Origin of the sequence: Desulfosediminicola flagellatus (assembly GCF_005116655.2) — a bacterium.
Lineage (GTDB): Bacteria > Desulfobacterota > Desulfobulbia > Desulfobulbales > Desulfocapsaceae > Desulfopila > Desulfopila flagellata.
Window position 1 is genome coordinate 5,499,431 of record NZ_CP050698.1, and the last position, 19,887, is coordinate 5,519,317.

Annotated in this window: 21 protein-coding genes; 11 read left to right on the forward strand and 10 right to left on the reverse strand. The window is 45.3% G+C overall.

What is annotated here, in order from left to right; translation table 11 throughout:
* Positions 1 to 20 precede the first annotated feature (20 nt).
* The 3 genes from FCL46_RS28945 to FCL46_RS22735 form a co-directional block, all read right to left on the reverse strand.
* A complete protein-coding gene (locus FCL46_RS28945) occupies positions 21 to 146 on the reverse strand; it encodes a hypothetical protein (RefSeq protein ID WP_420811294.1) in 126 nt (41 codons plus the stop codon).
* Between the two features lie 85 nt (positions 147 to 231).
* Entirely contained in the window at positions 232 to 570 is a 339-nt protein-coding gene (avd, locus tag FCL46_RS22730; protein ID WP_136809410.1) for a diversity-generating retroelement protein Avd, read from the reverse strand.
* A 57-nt stretch (positions 571 to 627) separates the two neighbouring features.
* Complete coding sequence (locus FCL46_RS22735) at positions 628 to 2,754, reverse strand: SUMF1/EgtB/PvdO family nonheme iron enzyme (protein WP_167506004.1); 2,127 nt, start codon at positions 2,752 to 2,754, stop codon at positions 628 to 630.
* A gap of 462 nt (positions 2,755 to 3,216) precedes the next feature.
* On the opposite strand from FCL46_RS22735, the gene FCL46_RS28060 reads away from it, so the two are divergent.
* The 8 genes from FCL46_RS28060 to FCL46_RS22770 all read left to right on the forward strand — a co-directional run bounded on the left by FCL46_RS28060 (position 3,217) and on the right by FCL46_RS22770 (position 10,225).
* A complete protein-coding gene (locus tag FCL46_RS28060) occupies positions 3,217 to 3,450 on the forward strand; it encodes a hypothetical protein (RefSeq protein WP_217909499.1) in 234 nt (77 codons plus the stop codon).
* A complete protein-coding gene (locus FCL46_RS28065; RefSeq protein ID WP_338032052.1) occupies positions 3,447 to 3,887 on the forward strand; it encodes a hypothetical protein in 441 nt (146 codons plus the stop codon). The genes FCL46_RS28060 and FCL46_RS28065 overlap by 4 nt, the downstream gene beginning before the upstream one ends.
* Complete coding sequence (locus FCL46_RS22745) at positions 3,856 to 4,323, forward strand: hypothetical protein (RefSeq protein ID WP_167505996.1); 468 nt, start codon at positions 3,856 to 3,858, stop codon at positions 4,321 to 4,323. The genes FCL46_RS28065 and FCL46_RS22745 overlap by 32 nt, the downstream gene beginning before the upstream one ends.
* Positions 4,324 to 4,487: 164 nt before the next feature.
* Positions 4,488 to 7,232: a glycosyltransferase family 39 protein gene (locus FCL46_RS22750; protein WP_136809413.1), complete on the forward strand. Its 2,745-nt coding sequence runs from the start codon at positions 4,488 to 4,490 to the stop codon at positions 7,230 to 7,232.
* Entirely contained in the window at positions 7,229 to 7,900 is a 672-nt protein-coding gene (locus tag FCL46_RS22755; RefSeq protein WP_136809414.1) for a response regulator transcription factor, read from the forward strand. The genes FCL46_RS22750 and FCL46_RS22755 overlap by 4 nt, the downstream gene beginning before the upstream one ends.
* A 5-nt stretch (positions 7,901 to 7,905) precedes the next feature.
* Positions 7,906 to 9,306, forward strand: a complete 1,401-nt coding sequence (locus FCL46_RS22760; protein WP_136809415.1) for a sensor histidine kinase — start codon at positions 7,906 to 7,908, stop codon at positions 9,304 to 9,306.
* A gap of 14 nt (positions 9,307 to 9,320) precedes the next feature.
* Positions 9,321 to 9,785 (forward strand): GtrA family protein, encoded by a 465-nt coding sequence (locus tag FCL46_RS22765; RefSeq protein WP_136809416.1) that lies wholly within the window; start codon positions 9,321 to 9,323, stop codon positions 9,783 to 9,785.
* 218 nt (positions 9,786 to 10,003) lie between these two features.
* Complete coding sequence (locus tag FCL46_RS22770) at positions 10,004 to 10,225, forward strand: hypothetical protein (protein WP_136809417.1); 222 nt, start codon at positions 10,004 to 10,006, stop codon at positions 10,223 to 10,225.
* Between the two features lie 78 nt (positions 10,226 to 10,303).
* Here FCL46_RS22770 and FCL46_RS22775 read toward each other — a convergent pair whose 3' ends face one another.
* The gene (locus FCL46_RS22775) at positions 10,304 to 10,861 is read right to left on the reverse strand and encodes a DUF4136 domain-containing protein (protein WP_136809418.1); all 558 of its coding nucleotides are present in this window, start codon (positions 10,859 to 10,861) and stop codon (positions 10,304 to 10,306) included.
* Positions 10,862 to 11,058: 197 nt separating this feature from the next.
* On the opposite strand from FCL46_RS22775, the gene FCL46_RS22780 reads away from it, so the two are divergent.
* Entirely contained in the window at positions 11,059 to 11,538 is a 480-nt protein-coding gene (locus FCL46_RS22780; RefSeq protein ID WP_136809419.1) for a hypothetical protein, read from the forward strand.
* A gap of 60 nt (positions 11,539 to 11,598) precedes the next feature.
* On the opposite strand, the gene FCL46_RS22785 is transcribed toward FCL46_RS22780, so the two are convergent.
* The 4 genes from FCL46_RS22785 to FCL46_RS22800 form a co-directional block, all read right to left on the reverse strand.
* The gene (locus FCL46_RS22785) at positions 11,599 to 12,972 is read right to left on the reverse strand and encodes a TolC family protein (protein ID WP_136809420.1); all 1,374 of its coding nucleotides are present in this window, start codon (positions 12,970 to 12,972) and stop codon (positions 11,599 to 11,601) included.
* A gap of 30 nt (positions 12,973 to 13,002) precedes the next feature.
* Positions 13,003 to 13,950: an HlyD family secretion protein gene (locus FCL46_RS22790; RefSeq protein ID WP_136809421.1), complete on the reverse strand. Its 948-nt coding sequence runs from the start codon at positions 13,948 to 13,950 to the stop codon at positions 13,003 to 13,005.
* Positions 13,951 to 13,953: 3 nt separating this feature from the next.
* A complete protein-coding gene (locus FCL46_RS22795) occupies positions 13,954 to 14,391 on the reverse strand; it encodes a DUF3302 domain-containing protein (RefSeq protein ID WP_136809422.1) in 438 nt (145 codons plus the stop codon).
* A gap of 650 nt (positions 14,392 to 15,041) precedes the next feature.
* Positions 15,042 to 16,307 carry a hypothetical protein gene (locus tag FCL46_RS22800; RefSeq protein WP_136809423.1) on the reverse strand — a complete coding sequence of 422 codons (1,266 nt, stop codon included), beginning with the start codon at positions 16,305 to 16,307 and terminating at the stop codon, positions 15,042 to 15,044.
* A 231-nt stretch (positions 16,308 to 16,538) separates the two neighbouring features.
* On the opposite strand from FCL46_RS22800, the gene FCL46_RS22805 reads away from it, so the two are divergent.
* The gene (locus FCL46_RS22805) at positions 16,539 to 16,796 is read left to right on the forward strand and encodes a hypothetical protein (RefSeq protein WP_136809424.1); all 258 of its coding nucleotides are present in this window, start codon (positions 16,539 to 16,541) and stop codon (positions 16,794 to 16,796) included.
* A 31-nt stretch (positions 16,797 to 16,827) separates the two neighbouring features.
* Here the strand turns inward: FCL46_RS22805 and FCL46_RS22810 are convergent, their stop codons facing one another.
* A complete protein-coding gene (locus FCL46_RS22810; protein ID WP_136809425.1) occupies positions 16,828 to 17,244 on the reverse strand; it encodes a YqaA family protein in 417 nt (138 codons plus the stop codon).
* A complete protein-coding gene (locus FCL46_RS22815) occupies positions 17,245 to 18,438 on the reverse strand; it encodes a hypothetical protein (protein WP_136809426.1) in 1,194 nt (397 codons plus the stop codon). It lies immediately after the preceding gene.
* A gap of 250 nt (positions 18,439 to 18,688) precedes the next feature.
* On the opposite strand from FCL46_RS22815, the gene FCL46_RS22820 reads away from it, so the two are divergent.
* A complete protein-coding gene (locus tag FCL46_RS22820; protein ID WP_136809427.1) occupies positions 18,689 to 19,795 on the forward strand; it encodes a glycosyltransferase family 4 protein in 1,107 nt (368 codons plus the stop codon).
* Positions 19,796 to 19,887: the final 92 nt, after the last annotated feature.

Here is a 19,887-nt window from a genome sequence, read left to right on the forward strand (position 1 = left end):
GGGAAGGGTTCCGCCATTCTTCACCTCGTCCCGTAAGCCGTAGCCGCCGAGAATTCCGGCCCGAAGAGTGTGGACAACACAACTCGAAAACCTATGTTGTTGTTCCGGTTATTCGGTTGATTCCTGTTGCGGTTCGCAGAGCGCAGGTTGTTAGTATTGTTGTTGAAGCACCCGCCGCGAACAACACGGGATAGTTTGAACCCTCCCCTTTACTGCGACAGGAACAGGCAATTACGCCTTTCTCCAGCCACCCAGTAGACGACCAATTTCCACCAGCATGCTACTAACATGAAAGTATTGACCATCTGTCATCCATTTCATTTTGTGGGCGAGTCGAACATACAACCTGACCCGTGCCAGCGCCTCATCGGCGCCCTGTAAACTTGAAAAGCGATTTCGCCCCCGGCGCAGATTTGCCTCCTCAAGCCTTTCACGAAGATCGAAAGCGGCATCGAGCAAACGTTTTGTCAGGGTCTGACGATGAGCACGTGGAAAATGATTGGTCATATTCATCAGCCATGCCAGACAATCAAACGTTCGATTAAATATAACCATATCGGACTGCGCCATAATTGCCACCCCTGTTTTTCATAGCTTGAAATCGTGGTAATGCAGCTTCCCGGTTGTTCAGTTTTCAGAGTATGAGAATGAGGACAACACAACTCGAAAACCTATGAGGTCGTCCCGGTCAATCGGTTGAAACCAGAAGCGGCTCGCAGAGCGCAGGTTGTTAGAATTGAGGTAGAAGCACCCGCCGCGAACAACACGGGGCTTAACACCCTTGATACCATTTCTACCATCGCCGTCCTGATAGGGATACTTCTTATACTCACTTAACGTCCACTCAAAGACATTACCAGCCATATCGAAAACACCTTTAGGTGTTGCACCTTCAGGATAACCATCCACTTCGGTTGTGTTACCCTCATTGTTCTCATAATTTGCCCTGTCCTTATCCGGCTCTTTATCACCCCAAGGATATTTGCGTGGTTTTTCACCTGCACCTGCGGCCACATACTCCCACTCTGCCTCTGTCGGCAATCTTACAGTATCATTACCGCCCAGTGAAGATGTCAACCATTCGCAGTATTGCATAGCATCCACCCAGGAGACAAATACAACAGGGTGTTTCTCTTTGCCGTCAGGGATTTCTCCATTCTCCCAGTGCTTCGGAAAATCCTCACTGCCAACAGCCTCAAGATAATTCTTATACTGGATATTCGTTACAGGATATTTGGCAATTTTAAATGATTTATCTATAGCTACCGGTTGAACCGGTTTTTCATCATCGTGCAGATCAGAACCCATCATGAAGGTGCCCGGTTCAATCTCCACCCACTCAGTTCCTTTTGGAGATGATCGTGAGCTTCTCTTTGCTACACGAATCGTCTCAACATCTGGTGAAGCTAAATGCAGGAGTGTCTTCTTCTGCTCATCACTGAGTTCATGAATAATCTGCAGATAACCTGCCAGAAAACCTTTTTCATGATGACGTAGCTGATCTTTTTCGATGTTAGTCCGCTTTTCAGAATCGGCATATATTTTACGATTGCTCTCCCACTTTCTCAGGAATGAATCAAGGTTACCTTGAAGCTTAGCCGCATTTTCGGCCTCCAGTGGCATCGCTTCATGAAAGATATGCCAGGCAAGCACTGCCTTCGATGGAATCTTCGGACTTTCTTCTCCCAGCTTTCCAGTATTCTCCAGGATGGAGAGTCTCATTGACAGATCGTTTAAGAATCGTTTGATATGGCGAGGGTTACGGTTTTCCAGTATTGCACCGATGGTTTTAACATCGTCATTAATCACTTCTTTTAATGAACTGTTTCGTTTAATCAGAGATTCAAGATAATCCCGTGCCCCTTCACTGCTAACATGCGGCAGAGGAAGTGATATCTGAATAATCTTCTCCATAAATGCTGCAGCGCGGTCTTCATTATTGTCTAGCTTTCGTTTAAGGATCTCGCTAAGCCTTTCAAAATCGATTCCGAGATAGAAGCAGACTCCAGGCATATCAAGAAAGAGGTTAATCGCTTCCAACACCTGCATCACACGATCTTCATTACAGCGATCGAGATCATCAAGGAATATGGCCAGAACAGCCTCCCTGCTGTTTTCTTCCCAGAGGGCTCTGCAGCTTTTATCGGTAGTGGGCTTTATGGCATCGGTTTCAAAAAGATATAAATGGGCAAGGTGACAAAAGAGCGGCTCAAACTCATCATGAAAGGCCCGTTTTCTGGTAATAGCATCTGAGAGGCCCTGAACGGGATCAGCTTTGAAAATCTCTTCAAATTTCGTTGGTAGCCACGGTGCTGCCATCCGCAACACGCTTATTGCTAGGGTACCCTTATGAGCATTGATAAGCCCAGTCAGTTGTGTCTTCCAGTCATCTGTTTTAAACTTCTCAAGTAAAGCACCAAGCAAACCCGCCAGTACAGTATCTTCGGATGGGTATTTCCAGACGTTTACCCAAAGTGTTTTTACATGCCTGCTTCCTGCAGCTCTGCCACCATTTTCTGTTAGCAGCCTGTCAGCCTCTTTTAAGAGGGTAGTTTTCCCTCTGCCCCAGCCACCGCGCACATCAACCGTAAACGGTGTAGCGTTATCCGGGTTCCAGGCAAGCTGGGCAAGTGTTTTGGCAAGACCAGCTGTCTCGAAAGCAAGCTTCTGCCCCTCTCCGGCATCGTCTTTTTCGGCGGCCTGCCAGTGGTCGGAAAAAATCTGGGCCGGATGACTATTCATCTGCTCTGTCATACTTTCCTTTGCTCCCTCTCTAGGCATCAATAGTTGAATAATACTTACCCAAGGAAAAGAAAAAAGAAAAGGAGAGCGTGACTATCCATCTGAATAAAATATATAAATATTAATTTGCGGCCCAGATTCCGAACATTGGCAATAATTCATGAACCACAAAGAAGAGAGGCAAGACTATAGTACCTGTAATTAAACATACTTCCCACAAGACCGTCATAGACCCTCAGTTCACAACTCATTTTTCTCCAAAGTCAATTTTGCAATACCTATGTTTTTCAACCCACGATTATCGCAAGACAATCCTACAAATCGACAGGCAACAGACGAAAACGTATAATGTTAGATGGACTATAACACTGTCAATCGACAGCACTCTACGCAACCCCTTGCAACTCATTCTGAGGAAGAATTTGCACATATTGAGCTGGGAATTTTCTCCACAACTCCTATTGGAAAAAGACAATGGCACAGCTTGATGCTGACAGTTCTCGTCTGACGATCAAACTTGTTTTTTATGGTCCTGCCTTAAGCGGCAAAACTACAAATCTCATCTATTTACACGATTATCTGCAGCCTGAACTTTCCGGTGAGTTGATGACTATGGAAATCAAGGATGACAGGACACTCTTTTTTGATCTTCTCCCCCTGGGATTTAGAACACCATCAGGTTTATTAATAAAATCAAACTGTTCATAGTTCCTGGCCAGGTACAGCATGACTCTGCCTGCAAAGCCGTACTCTCCAGAGCTGACGGGGTCAGCTTTGTGGCGGATTCGCAAAATGATCAATCTATCAATAATAGTGAATTGTTTCAGAATGTTGCCGTAAATGAAGCACGTGTAGGTCTCGATTTCCAAAAGCTTCCATTAGTCGTTCAGTTCAACAAGAGAGACCTTACTAACATCCTGTCTCGGGAGGAAATTATGTCTCGCTGGGGGCTGGCACCATGGCCGGTCGTTTTCTCTGTGGCAATTACAGGGCCCGGTGTTATGGAGACCTTCAGGCAGGTGTTGCTGCAAGTATTCACGGACATCGAAAAAGACTACAATTTAGCAGAAGAACACGGAGTAAGTAGCGATGATTTTCTAACAGGAATCATGGGTGATGTATCTTTTGCCGAGACTGATCGTTAAAGGTTCCCAGATAAAACCAGATCCCGACCTCCCATTCGACAAACAATTAGAGCTTTTTGAGATTTTCTCTACCAGGGAAATACAAAGAATTGTTACAGCCCTGTCACGGCTTCTTGATTGCTCTGTGAGTGTCGTCGAACCAAACGCCCTCCCGGATCCTGAATGCCAAAGAGAAGCAATACTTTGGGAATTGGAACCCGTAGGTTATCTCGAAGCAAAAAATGCTAATACAAACCAATTGCGCGGGGCTGCTGACATCTTTGTTATCTTACTGAAAGAGGCAGTACGTTTTCGAATGGCTTCGGATCTTCATCTGGAGACGGTTGTTGCCGATTTCGATGCGTTACAAAAAAGACATATTCGGGCAGGATCTGCACATGAACAATCTGAAGTTTTTCTTTATGAAGATCATCTTCAAATGATGCGCTGTGCATAGAGAGATTGTACTCATCATGACACACAAACACTTTGCATTGCAGGCTCCCCACTAATTCTTTACCAGAATTTCAGAGGGTTGCTTGTCTTTCATCCCCCGCTTCATCCTTTCTTCATCTACACCTGCTACCTATAACGGAATCGAATTTTTTTAAGAGGTACTCATTGAACATAAAAAAACTGTTAACACCATGCAGAGGTGAAGAACGGATGAACGATTTCTCAATACTTATCCCTACCCTGAATGAAGCAGATAATATAGATCCGCTGCTAGCCAGCATTGAAAAGATGGCGGCCGAAAATGAATTACATCCTGAAATTATTTTTATTGATGACGGATCATCCGATGCCACCTGCCAACGGATTAACCAATATATCGGTAAACTGGATGTTCAACTCATCAGAAGAACTAATAAACGTGGGCTTGCGGGCGCTGTTATTTGCGGTGCCCATGCTGCAAAAACTCAGTGGATTGTGGTAATGGATGGAGATTTGAGTCACCCCCCGGATTCAATCCCGGCAATCATTGATCCACTGATCGCTAACAGCCACGACATGGTAATCGGCAGCAGGTATACCGATGGCGGAAGCACCCCGGACTGGCCCCTGCAACGTCTGGTCGCTTCACGTATAGCATCCTTTCCTGCATGTGTAATAACTGGTGTCAGCGATCCGCTGGCCGGTTTTTTCGCTATCGCAAGAGAACGTCTCATTGTGATGGACGATAATTTACCCGGATTCAAGATTGGTCTTGAGCTGTTGGCTGCCGAAGAGACAGATCTGCGCGTTAAAGAAGTACCCATTACGTTTAAAGATCGATGTTCAGGTGTATCCAAAATGCGGCTGCCAGTGGTGCTGGATTATCTCAAACAACTTGTTTCACTCACCAGCAAGCGAACCGGCATCCAGCCATATTCAACCCTTCTCACTCTTACGCTTGTCCTCGGCTTTATTGACGCATCGATGTTCAACCTGCTTGCCGATCTAGGGTTCGGCTCTGATACCAGCCATATCGTGAGCTTTCTCTTTGCCACTCATCTCGGCTATTTCATCACGCCTGCTTTGAGCCAGACAAACAGTCCACCCCGAGATTTTAGACACTACCTTCACTACCTCACGCTGGTTCTCCTGCTTCTCCTTCTACGTGGTGGAGGTGTTTCGCTGTTTGAAATACCACAAACTCCTGAATATTCGCTGCCGCTTCTGTTGTTTATAGGCACGAGTTTCTCTATGAGCTGGCCGCTGGCAATGATCGTATCCGACAGTGCAAAAAATAATCGACAGCCAAACCTCATCAACTGGAAACTCTATGGTTCATTGCTTATCGGTTACACCATTCTGCTGAGATTAATTTATATAGGCAGCATTGAACTTATTCAGGAAGAAGCCTATTACTGGAACTATGCCCAGCATATGGCTTCAGGTTACCTTGACCATCCGCCAGCAGTTGCACTCATCATCAAGTTATCCACAATGCTCTTTGGCAACACTGAATTCGGAGTACGCTTTGGTGCCTTTATCTGCTGGTTCATAACAGCATTTTTTGCGTACAAGCTGAGCCACTCGCTTTTTGATAAAAACACGGCTTTCATCTCAGTTATTCTGGTCGCAGCCCTGCCGATTTTTTTTGGTGTCGCACTCGTTATCACTCCTGATGCACCACTTATTGCCTGTTGGGCCGGAGCGCTCTATTATCTCTACCGGGCCCTGGTGGAAGGCAGGGGCAATTCATGGTATGCGGCGGGTATAATGGTCGGCCTCGGACTTGCCTCCAAATACACTATCGGCTTTCTTCTACCAGCCATACTGCTGTTTATGGTCATAGATAGATCTGCACGAAAATGGCTGTTCAAACCACAGCCATACTTGGCTGCAATCATCGCATGTATACTCTTTTCACCTGTCATCCTGTGGAATTACCACAATGGCTGGGCATCATTTTTATTCCAGAGCAGTGGACGCATTGCAGCATCTTCCGAGTTCTCAACGCATGAACTTATTGCGAGTATTCTTGTGCTGCTGACCCCAACCGGGTTTCTCGCTGCCATCGCCGTTATGCGTCCGCATCGCCGATTATTTGCACGCCTTAAGCTAAACGATACCGAAAAGTTGCGCTCCAGCCATCTTTTCTGCCTTACCATGGCCCTGATTCCCCTGGCAATCTTCACCCTCTTCAGTCTGACCAAAGAAATAAAGCTCAATTGGACAGGTCCAATCTGGCTTTCTATTCTACCGTTCATTGCTTACGCGCTGGTCAGCGAATCAAGAACACAGCCCGGCTTAGTGACCCGTATGTGGCCGCAAACCCTTGTGATACTGACGCTCTGCTACGGAACCCTACTTCATTACTGTGCCTTAGGGTTACCGGGAGTTTCTTTTGCCAGCGGCGATTTTCTCTTCGGTTGGGATAATCTTGCAGCCCAGATTGAACATGAGGTAACTGACGCCGAACTCGAAGAAGGAGAACGACCCATTGTGGTTGGGCTCGATAAATACAAGATAGCAAGCGGCCTTGCATTCTATCGCAATAAACAGATTGATGAGGACTCTACAAGCTATTCAATTGATGAAACAACGGGACGCCACCTCTTTGGCAGTGGCGCATTGATGTACAACTACTGGCATCCCCTGGCTACCGTCGCAAACAGAGACATACTTGTTATTTCTCCTGAAAAAAAATGGCTGGTTCCCGAAGTATTCCATGAGCACTATCAGCCTCATGGGAAAGTTCATGAAATCTCAATAAATAAGCGAGGCAAAAAAGCTGGTAGCTATTATTGTCGTTTACTAACATGGTACACTCCTGAAAAGGACAAAGACCTTGCAGACACCACTCAGAACGTTCTAACCAGACCTGTCAATAGCACCGTGGTCAGGCTGGCAAGCAACGAGGAACATGACACCTTATGAATATTCTCGTTATCGATGACGAACCGGAGCTGCTCGAACGGCTCTCCAGTGTCCTCACCAAAGAGCATTATAGCGTGGTCACCGCAGAAGACGGCAAAGCGGCTCTGGAAAAGCTCTGGAACGACAGCTACGATCTGATCATGCTTGATATCATGCTGCCCCATATTGATGGTTTTGAGGTACTCAAAGAGATGCGGGCCGCAGGCATCTCCACCCCGGTCCTGATGCTAACAGCAAAAGGAGATATCGAAGATAAAGTAACAGGTTTAAACCTTGGGGCAGATGATTACCTGGCAAAACCATTTTCTCTGGCTGAACTGCTGGCACGTGTAAGGGCACTACTCAGACGCAGTTCATCTGCAAGCCCTGTAATCGAAGCAGGACATATCCAGTTGGATACAATAAGCCGTGAGGTAAGAAGTGAGGGAAAAACACTCACCCTGACCGCTAAGGAGTTTTCGATACTTGAATTTCTGCTGCACAACCAGAACCGGGCGGTATCACGATTCACTCTGGCTGAACATGTATGGGGCGATGATTTCGACCCGTTCAGTATGTCCAACTTCATTGATGTACATATTAAAAACCTGCGCAAAAAAATACGTGTAGATGGGAAGCCGCAGATTATAAAAACCGTACGTGGTTTTGGATATAGAATTGAGGGTTAGGGAGCATGAAGGTACGAACAAAATTTACAATCTTTATATCTCTGGCCTCTTTTATCTCAGTGGCATTTTTCTCAGCTTACGCCTACCACGAGGTGAAAGAAGAGTTCTATGAACAGATTGATTTTGAGCTTACTGAAGCTGCCTCACTCATCTATGACCAGTTGAGCGAGAAAATTCATAGAGATACTTCTTTTGCTAATCTGGAAAACCCCAGATATCTGCTCAAAAACTACTGGCTACGAGTATTTACAGATTCGGGCCGTACGCTACTTACGACTCCCCTTGGCGAACATACCGCAATACCGCAGCCAGAAGCTTCAGATAAACCGTACTTTACAAAAGCAAAAATAGCGCAGGAATTTCTTTTCATCCCACCTTCAGAAAAAGATGAGATGACACCGGGTGACGTCAAATTACTAGTCAGAATGTTTAAAAAATCGATAGGTTCTGAAACAATAACCGTCCACATCGCCAAACCTGTCCCCCTTATCCACTTTGAATTACAGGAGATTCTACTTGAGCTGATACGAGGTGTTCTATTTACAATAGTAGTTATAATCTCAACGGCTTACATAATTGCCGGACGATTTCTACAACCCCTTAACACTATAAACAAAAAAATTGCCGAGATCCGTGAGCAATCACTCAGCGAGCGAATCCCCATCGGTAAAAGCCGTGATGAGTTGCACACTCTCTCAACCTCCCTTAATTCGATGTTTGACCGCCTTGAGCATTCCTTTCAGCGTCAGAGAGACTTCATAGGCAATGCAGCGCATGAGATGAAAAGCCCGCTGACAATTCTTATGCTTGGCCATGAGGAAATGCTGACTAACGATCCCGACAGCAAAGTCCGCCATGCACTGGAAAAGCAATTGAGCACCATGCAGCGGTTAAACAAACTCATTCGCGACCTGCTTTCCATCGCCAGATTTGAGCAGCGTGACGCCCTCCAACGTAAAGAATTCGTAGTATCGGAACTTATACAGGAGGTCATGGAAGACTATGCAGAAATTATCACACATAGAAAGATCACGGTCACTACTGATTTACCTCCGCTGATGGTCAACGCTGATTATGAGAAACTTCAGCGCCTTTTTGTCAACTTGATCGACAATGCCATCAAGTACAACGATCCGCAGAACGGAATGATTAATATCGCGGTAAGAAAGGGTGAAAAAGCCGCTATTATCAGTATTGCCAACAGCGGTAAGACCATACCTGAAAAAGACCTTCCCCATATTTTCAAACAATTTTACAGGGTAGAAAAATCACGATCACAGACATACGGCGGAACCGGACTCGGCCTGACCATTGCCCGTAAAATAGTTGAGATGCACGCAGGAACCATTACAACAACCAGTGCAAACAATATGACTGTCGTGACGATCACCCTTTACGACAACTAGGAGACTATCCGGGAATGGCCTTTTTTCAGAGACTGAGAAACACCACGTGTGAACTCAGCGCAAGATGCTACTCTGCTATCGAAAACCCACTTTTGCGATTCTCAATAGTGGGGTTTCTTGGCACCTTGTTGAATCTGCTGGTGCTTGCCCTGCTGATTGAAGTGTTTCAAGCGCCCAAAATTTACGCCTCGTTCGTTGCCATTGAAATATCGATTCTGCATAATTTTCTACTCAATAACTACTGGGCATTCTCTTCACGAACCTATGAGAAATCGCTGCTGAACAGATTCATATTTTTCAACCTAACTTCAATCGTTAGTCTTGCTGTAAACCTCTCGATTTTTGCAGTGTTGACCAGACTTGAATTGGCATATCTCGCTGCACAGGCCATCGGCATCCTCTGCGCATACAGTATCAATTACATGGTCAACTCTAACTTCACCTTCTGCAACAAAGCTGAAACCCATCCACATCTCTAACGTGTAAACAGACAAAGAAGCAAATTTCATCCGCCTCAACCACATCTTACCGGACCAACTCAGCAACAAGCTGAACTTCCTTGCATATTTCTGCATACGCATCTTTGATAGTATAATTCCAACAACCCATATCGTTTCTTGAATTCAGCTGAAAGAACATGTACGGTTAAGCGTTGATCAAAGCCTTCTAATTATCAAACACCTACAGGAATCAGCTCATGATTAAAAAGCTTCTGCCAGTTGTACTCATTCTTCCGCTACTTGCTTCCTGTGCGTCTATGGCTGGCAAGTCCAGAGTAGTTATCATGCAACATCCAGAAACCATGGATTTCCAGAATTGTGATGTGGGAAAATACGGATTTGATAACGACTTCAAAAATCAGCAGACGTGTGTCGATGATTTTAAAAAGCAGGGATACATCATTTGGGGAGAGCGGTAATACGGATACCTATGCGTATCACCGCTCCCTGTCAAAGACAGTCTTTCTATGTTTATTTAAACTGCTCACCTAAAAAGACTATTGCCGGTCAGGAAAGTCAGCGACAATCATTCTGACGGATTTATTGATATATGCCGCTATCTGGCTGTCATTCATTCCATCAACGATAGTATCGGTCCCAACTCCACGCCAGACAACTTCTTTGTCTTTATTATCAAGAATATCCAAAACCAGCGTCCCTTCGTCATAGCTGGTTTTTATCGCGCCCTCGGCCACAGTATCCTTCATCTTGCCAGCAAGTGCTCCATAACCGTATGATCTGTAAAAATGGGAAATTGTCTGTTCTTTAACCTTCTCTTCCACACGGCCAAACCAGGATACAAGAAAATTTGCATGCTCCGGTTCTACTTTAGAGTAGCCCTTCATAATCAGCTCTTTCTCAACCGCAGTGCGCACATATTTATCGATCTTAGGATTTTTGGCCCGGACATCTCCACTCGCTTCACCACTTTCCACCCAGGCAAAATACTGAAAACCATACAATTTAGAAGGACTGGCAACATTATGCTTCACCTCGACAGTTGAACAGCCGGACATCATCACTACTACAACGATAAATAAAACAATATTTCTCATAAATTCACCTTAGATTATTACGATCCGATTATATGAACTTCTGACCTTATTTCTTCAACTAATAGAACACCATTGCAATTTGTCATCTTTTTACGATACTACACATTTAGGCAAGGCATCAGATAATAGTAGCTCATCTGCCTGCATCATACGATTAACAAAAGATTACAACCTCCCTATTATACAGAGGTAATCTCATGAAAACATACAGTTCAGCAGTACTGATAATGATCCTGCTTTTGGTGATAGGCAGTTGTAGTGTTTCAAGAAAAATTGCCACCACACGAAATATCAGCAACGCTGAAAATCTATTCCTAAGCGAACAGCCAAGCCCGGATTACACCTATTATTATTACGGGCGAATAGATCAACCAATAGCACTTCTGGCTCTGGACAAAACCTACACAATCAACAGTAAGTTCTGGACAATAATCGACATCAATGAAACTCATCGCCAGAAGTGGCAATATCATATCGAAAATTCTCATTTCAGATACGGGTCATACTATAAAGGCAAAGAAATTGTCTCTCCGCAGTCTGACACTATCGGAGTCGTTTTATCGCGCTATCATTGGGTTACCGCATGGTTTGAAGAAGGTGACGACACTAGAGTCATTATACCGCCACCCGAACTCACCACCACACAACCAGACCGAGATAGACGCTACAGAAACTGACCCTAATATTCAGTTACTGCTAATCAGCCGGAACAGTGTCCGACTTGTAGGAAAATTGCGTCATTCTACCACCTCGAAACTCCCCCCGAGTGCCAGGTGCAGCCCGACCCTGTTAACCAACCTTCTGGTTGAGACATCAATCAGGGCTATTTGTGCCTGCACCCATTTGTTCTGGATAGTAAGCACATCAAGAAAATCTATTTGCCCTACATCATATTGCTTCTTAGTCAGCTGGTATGCCTTATAGTTCTCGTCTACTACTATTTTCAAATATTGTTCCTGTTCAAAGAGATGTTCCTCTGCACTCAGGCCAGTCTCAACTTCTTTGAAGGCGGTCAGTGCTTTTTGAGCGTATTGCGCAATTGAAGCCTTTTGCTCGGCTGTCGCAACTTCGACCTGCGCTTCAATTGCCCCACCTGTATAAAGGGGGGCAAAGATACCGGCAGCAAGACTACTTGCAGCATCTGTCAGGTTAAAAAGACCAACCCCCAAAGAGAACGAAAACCTGGGTAAATGCATAAGCTCTGCCTCACGTTGCATATAAAAAGCTGCTGCTACCTGCTGCTCTGCAGCTATAAGATCAGGTCTGCGCTCAAGCAGCTCGGAAGGCATTCCCGTGGCAATCTGAGGAGGCACTGCGACAAGGGAATCTGTCGTCTCTATCTCAGCCGCCGGATACCTGCCAAGCAGGAGTTCAAGGCTGCGCTTTGTATTCTCCTGTGCAGCAAGCGCTTTTCTTGCCGCTTCCTTTGCACCAGCCAGATTAGCTCGAGCCAGATGAACATCTTTCATGGTAACCCGGCCAACCTTTTCCTTAACTTCGACAATACGCAATGTTTCCGTCATAAGGCTGACAACCTCGTCAGCGTAATCGGTGAGCAACCTATTGCCGATTGCCATAAACCAGCCGTTTGCAGTAGCGGCGGCGAGAGACTGTCGTGCGAACTCATAATCCGACCTGGATGCCGCAGCAGACTCTTCAGCACCGGTAACGCCTGAACGAATCCGACCCCAGACATCCGCCTCCCAGGAGATTTTCAGGCCACCACCATACAGCTCACTCATGTTGTCCGAATTTCTATCTGAGTACCCGCCGGATAGCCCGACAGTTGGTTTCAAAGCGGCACCGGCCTGCCTGGCCAGCCCATTTGCACGATCAACCTGCGCCTCTGCTATTTTCAGACCGAAATTATTTTTCTGGGCTTCTTCCACCAATACAACAAGTTGCGTATCGTTAAAACTTTTCAGCCAGCCATCATCGGCCATTCCGCCCGAATCAGCTGCCGACCAGCTCGTTGCAACCAGTTTTTCAGCCTTTTCACTCTCTTTAATACTCTTTACAGCCTCTTCATGGGTTGCCACTTTTCCGGAACAACCTGCCAGTAGAAGAGTAGTGGATAACAATATTAATCCGGATATCTTAGGTAGATTCATAGTTATACCTGTGACTTTGGCTTAAGAGCATCAATGAAAGCGTGCAAAATTCTGCCAGCTTTTCATCCGCATTAACATTTTTCGAATAATAGTCACATGATGCCAGCGTTCACTATACACCGCCACGGTTCCAATGGTTCCAATGGGCAGAAACAGCTCGGACATATCATCCTCAAACTCAATTAGTACAGGAATCAAACCTTCTGGATAATTGGTCTGCACTTTAACCATCGCCGCCGATGGTGCCAGTTGCCCCTCTGCAAGTGCACCCAGAATCAGCTTAACCTTTCCCTGAAAAATGCGACCTGGAATCCCTGGAAATATCACCTCAGCATGGTTACCGACTTTTATGTTCTGCATAGGCTGCTGACTGAACCCTGCCACAAAGATAGGTTCATCAGTGTGCACAAATGTCATGATCGGTGCCATGGGAAAGGGAACAGCCATCATGCCCGGTCGAAGGCGTAACTGAGCCACAAACCCGTCTGTTGCCGCATGAATCTCTGTTGATTCCAGGTCAAACTCGGCTGCCGACAGCTTTGCTTCCAGGCTTTTCACATCTGATTCATATTGCTCCACATCAAATTGCGAACCTGCTTCAGCTTCAGCAAGAACCTCTGATTCCTTCAAGCGTCTTTTTGCTAAAGCAAGTTGAGCAGCAATATCATCAACTCGTGCCTGATAGAGCGTGGGATCAAGCCTGCATAGCAGGTCACCCTTTTTAATGGGGACATTTGGCGTAATGTTCACCTCGATCACTTTAGCCCTTACATTCGAGACAACAGGTGTTGTGATAAAATATGATCTTGCAGAAACCGAAGCGGGATGAAAATACGCCATACCTGCCAGAATCGTTCCCATCATAATGACGCCGCCAAGCACCACTGTAGTCAATGACCACTTATTTACTGGAATTTTAAAGATTTTAAATATTACCCAGCAGACTGTTGAATAGGTCAGGATTAATAATGTTTCCATATATTACCCCTCCCGTTTTTCGGCTGACTGGGCTTCGAGTTTTACAAGTCGGCTGTTGAGTTGCTGCAGATGCCTGGCGTATAATGCCTGCTGTTTTTTACTCTCTAACTCCATATCGGCAATTCTGGCCTTCAATTCCTCCACCTGTTTCGCTCTCAACTCATCAGTTGCTGCTGCAGTCTCCTGCAGCTCCTTAACCCGCAATCCCCAGCCGGTTTCAGGTTTGTAGAGTGTCGCCCAGATCCAGAGAAACGGCCAGATAGTATGCATCAGAAACAGGCTCACCCAGCCCGCTGTATGAATGGCATCCTGATGAGGATGCTTCCGTTTTTTCGCTATCTCATATGGTATATCGTGAATATAAATCACTCCGTATATGATAGTTACAACCACAAAACACAGTACACCGAGTGCTACAAAATCAAGGGTGCGGTCCCCCATACCAACCTCCTTTCATACATATGTCAGTACATGTTACACATATCCGTTTTCACGGATTACCCTGAAACTTTTTTAAAAATCCGGGATGGAAATCATATACAGGAGTGTAAAAAATGAGCCGGATATTCAAACTGACAATGCGATCTGCCTGATGGTTATAAGACTCTGTATTCGTATTACTTCTGTAGTTATATTACGCCTAACACGTAGATGCAAGCAGTCGATTATTATAATGTATTATTATTACTCAGCATCATCAGAGGGTTAATCAATGAGTACATTTATATGATCCGCAGGAAACCAGGAAGCTGTCCGACGATAGAAATTTTCGTTCAAATTGAGGCAAACTCGAAAAATTACCGCAGGCATATACTTAATATTCCGAGGATAATTTTTCGAGTTTAACGAAGACATGGGCGAAAAGGCCATTGTCGGACAGCCTCCTGGAGGGTAGGTTTTAGGAATGTACTGCAGGGGATGAGGCAAAGATGAAAGGATAGTCGCGTATCTTCTCGACAGAAATACAGATAGCTCCTAAAGAGCTGAATTCAAACCTCCTAGAGATATAACTGAATAAATCTCGTTTATGCTTTGTTGAGGCTATTCACCTCCAATCTTAAAAAGGATATTTCCAATACCGGATCAAGACATTACTGGATTAATTTTTCACCTACCTTTGTCTTAATCGTCCAGCCATGTGATTCAAGTTCACGTTTCGCTATTTCGCTGAGATTACCTAAAGTCCAGATCTCACCAGACCTACTCTGCAAATCCTTTGTTACCTCATAAAGACGTTCACTCCATATCAGATAATCAGTTGGCAGTAAAAGAATTGTTTTTCCCTTTTTATCTATACCATACGCAAATCGCGCAACAGGTTTTAGCGATTTAAGAGGTGCAACTTCTTTATGATAGGATGCGACCATACCTGCAAAAACTGTCACTACATTTGCCATTCTGAAGGTAGAAGCCTGCAATCCGATCTCAAGCAGTATATTACTCCCTTCCACGTCACGTAATTTTTTCAGTGCTTCTGTTATAATTGTTTTTTGTGCAGGCGAATATGCAGGATTATTGAGAAAGTACTCAACCGTCCCCTCAGATATTTTCAATTCCAGCAACGCCTTTTTATTCCTCACCCAGAGCTCTGAAGCTGCCGTAGTGTTTATCACTTCGTTAAGTAACCGTGTACTGCCTGAGACGGTGAGCAGCATCCCTCCCACCCCCGGGATTACACTCTGGAGTACTCCTACCCCAATACCACCTGCAAAATCGGCACGGCCCAGACGATCCAGTTCTTCCTGCAAAACAGGATTGGTCGAATACACGCTTACCCCAAATTGAGTGGCTATTTCTCCTTTTGATTTTGAAATCCCAACCAACTGTTCAAACCTGCTGTCTTCTGCATCACTCAACTTGCGTTTTCCCACAGTTTCTTTTGCTCTGCCAAAAATGTTCTGGGCACCACTCACAGCACCGTCAAATGCCCCCTGCGGATCGCTAAAAATGTTGCCAATTCCCTTTGCAACATTTTTTCCTGACTCCTGTAGTGAAGCAACAACGGTATCATCAGTCTCAACCTTTCTCATCTCGGCAACTACCCTGAGTTCGTGCACGAGCTGCTTCAATCTGAGAGTTGTCTCAATGGTAAAATTACCAAAAGGAGACCTGACCTTATAGGTATTGAAGAGACCATCATTCTCTACCTCACCTTCAACCTGGTGATAGTCACTGCTCAGCAATTTTTCAGATAATATATCTTCAGCTTTGAGCGGTATTGGTTTCTCATAGTCAGCTGAAAAAGATGATGTTGGAACTATTAGTATAAAAACTACCAGAAACATCAGTGCCGCCGTCTTACTGAAATGACGAAATAATGATTTAAACGCAGGTTCAAAAAGCAGCATGTTTTTCATATGTGTTCTCTCCAATAATTCGACAGGCATATTCTCCTAAATATTGCAAAATATGCCGAACAAAAACGTTTTCGGATGGAAAATGACAACTCATCATAACGAAGCCGTCTACTTTTCAATCTCCTAAGCCAGTAACCTGTAGGCAACTTAATAGTTCAGGATATTTCAACGTGATTGATAACTGAAAAGCCGTGTTAAAATCAGGTTATCCCGTGAATGCAGGAAAATCAAATGCAACACCTGCTATTGCTGGATACTGATGTTGACAACAGGACGGTAAATATAGATGAATATACAAATTATGCAAAAGGCTGGGCGCCTGATAAACCACAAAGCAAAAAAGGAGTTTACGACCAAAAAAAGGAACTGGATTTCATCCCAAAAGTGTTACCCAGAATATCTCACATGCCTGCTGATGCGCTACTCAATGCGCCAAAGTGTAATCAAAAATTACTGTATGATATGCGCAGCTCCCGTGACTCATTTTAATGACACTAGGAGGCTGATGGAAACAAACCGTCTACATAGCAACATACATGATCACCAAGTACCGCCCACCTTTACCAATAGCCACCAACGGTAAAAATACTCGGAAAGGAACACGCATAATACCGGCTACGCAGGTGAGAACATCGCCACCAAGCGGTAGCCAGGCAAGTAATAAACTCCATACGCCATATTTTCTGAACCTATGCTGCATTCTTTGCAGTTGATCATCTTTAAAGTAGAACCATTTCCGATCCTGATAGTTGAGCAGATACTTGCCCAGATACCAGTTCACTGCTGAACCGAGGGTATTGCCGATTGTGGCAACAAGAACCAACATGAGGGGTGAGGCACCACCGTTCAGCATTGAATACAGAATTACTTCTGAAGAAAACGGCATTACGGTCGCAGCAAGAAACGATGCACCAAAAAGCAGAAGATAAGAAAACATCTAACGATGTGCCTCCTGCAATATCCTGTACAGCTGCTGAGCTGCCCGTTCAGCACCGTCCAAACTAATTTCAGATTGTTCAGTAGCAGTAGCGGTCACACCGCCTTTCATTTGCGCTTCCAGAGCCGCTGTAAGTTCGTTCTCCTGAACCTGAGACTCCTCTACAGAGAGTAAAAGATTTCCTGCGGCCAACCTCAACTTCTGCAGATGTATCTGCTGTTCGTTATCCTGCATTTTACGTAATACCACAACGGCGGGAATATGTAGCGAGAGTACATCCATGATGCTGTTATACCCGCCATAAATTAAGGCAGAACGGGAGGTGAGCAGTGAGTCAACATATCTCCGACCGGATGGACGCTCAAGCCGACAATAGTCCAGACCGCTGAACAGCGATTTCAACTCAGCAGAATCTGCACCCTCAACATATATATGCCATGCGCCATACACGGACCCTATACGGGCAATCGACCGGGCCAGTCTCTTTACGAACATAAGACTTTTCTCACCAAGCCAGGGGATTGCCACCGTTGCAGCAAGTTCTTTTGCTGATCCCGCAGTCGCAACCCTATGATCACCAAACTCTGAAAGGCGTGAGACATAACCGCATTCAACAGGATCTTTACCATATTGCTTCCGAAGTTCGTGCATGTGCTCATGGCCAAGTACAAAAGAGTCTCCATACCAGAGCAGCTCGGAATAATGACTTTCAAAGAGCTGACGAGCCAGACCCGATTTCGCCTGCGGTACACCGCCGACAACCCCGCGAACACCGAGAACCCATTGTGTATCAGACCCGCCACTTGCCTTAAGAGCGGGCACAAGCTCACGATGTTTACCCTGCGGCGTATGATCGCAAAGAACGACTTTCGGTCGATAAAGCTCAACAATTTTGTTAATTTGAGCGCCACGCAGCTCACCTAGATCGCTGTCGCTGAACATGCTGTTGCCGGTAATTCCTTTTGACTTTCCTTCCACCACCTCTGTCTCGTAGGATGGCAGCTTCAACCAGTCGAGGGGTTTATCGCCGATCAATTCCTGGCTGATTTTGCAGCCTGATACAAACAGAATCCGTAATGATGGATAAAGCCGCCTGAGCGCCATACCGATCCCGATAGACCTGCTCGCATGGCCCAGCCCCCGGCCATCATGGGCATAAATAAGTATATCAAGACGCGGCATATCTGTTATCATTAGTGAACATCCTTTGTGATCTCGTAAAAAGTCATTTGAAATTCGTAGATGGGGTCTGGAAAAAGTTCGATATACGAGGCGTAGTGTTACAAACGAAGTAGATCGTACTTTTTACGAGCCCATCATCCTTGATATAGCAGGATGTACTTTGGCGAACAAGCTCTATGCACCATTTCTCATGCAATAATCATAAAATTCTGTTTTCATAGACACCAGCATACTCCTTAAATTTCAAGCGATTAGTAAATCAATGAAGATTGCCTATTACATGCCGTTCAAACCACTTGGTCACTTAAACCCATCAGGTGATCTGATATTCGGCACAGAGCTGTATACCCATCTAAACGATGCGGGAAACAGCTGCAATCTGGTGAGTAGATTGCGATGCCGCTGGATCTACCTGCATCCGGTTAAGCTCGTAAAACTTTTAGGTGAACGGCATAGGGTGATTCAAAAACTACAAAACACCCGCCCCGATATCTGGCTAAGCTATCACTGTTATTATAAAGCTCCCGATCTACTCGGCCCATATTGCGCCAAAAAACTTGGAATCCCTTATGTGATATTTCAGGGCATCTATTCGACAAAGCGTCGGCGTACAATAAAAACAATGCCCGGCTTCTACCTGAACAGGTTGGCCCTCACCTCGGCCAAGCTCGTTATAACCAACAAACGGCAGGACGAACTGAACCTCCTTCGCCTCCTGCCCCCTGAGAAAGTGTGTTACATTGCACCGGGAATTCATACAAAAGCGTTTCAGTTTAACGCTCGCGCCAGAGATACATATAGAAAAACGTGGAAGATAACTGATCAGACAGTAATTATGGCTGCGGCAATGTTTCGCCCTGGTGTAAAGACAGAAGGCCTTAAAATTGTTATCAACTCATGTGCTGAACTGGTTAAGCAGGGAAAGAACATCCGGCTAGTCATTGCAGGTGACGGTACATGCAGAGCAGAACTTCACAAACTCGGCAATGAGCGCCTTGGTGAAAGCATCATCTTTGCCGGTAAAATTCCGCGAGATCAATTGCATGAATTGTATAGTGGCGCTGATATTTTCGCCTTCCCCGGCATAGATGAATCGTTTGGCATGGTCTACACCGAAGCACAGTCCTGCGGTTTGCCGGTTGTGGCCTATAGCGACTGGGGTGGAAGTGAGGCCGCTGTAGATACGAAGACCGGTCTGCTCTCCCCCGCCGCCTCTCCGGAACTGTTCACAAAAAACATCAAAACGCTTATCGATGATATCCCTTTACGAAAACAGCTTGGTCTGCAGGCCGCAAAGCATGTCCGCGACAATCACGAACTCGATTCAACATATGCGTTTCTAGACACTATTCTGCGTAGACTGAAGTAAAATAAGGCTCAAAGCATATCGTGGTACCATCTTCACCTGTTATCTGATAAGTTCTGGGCGTAATGTAATAACTAATGCCCAACAGAAAATCG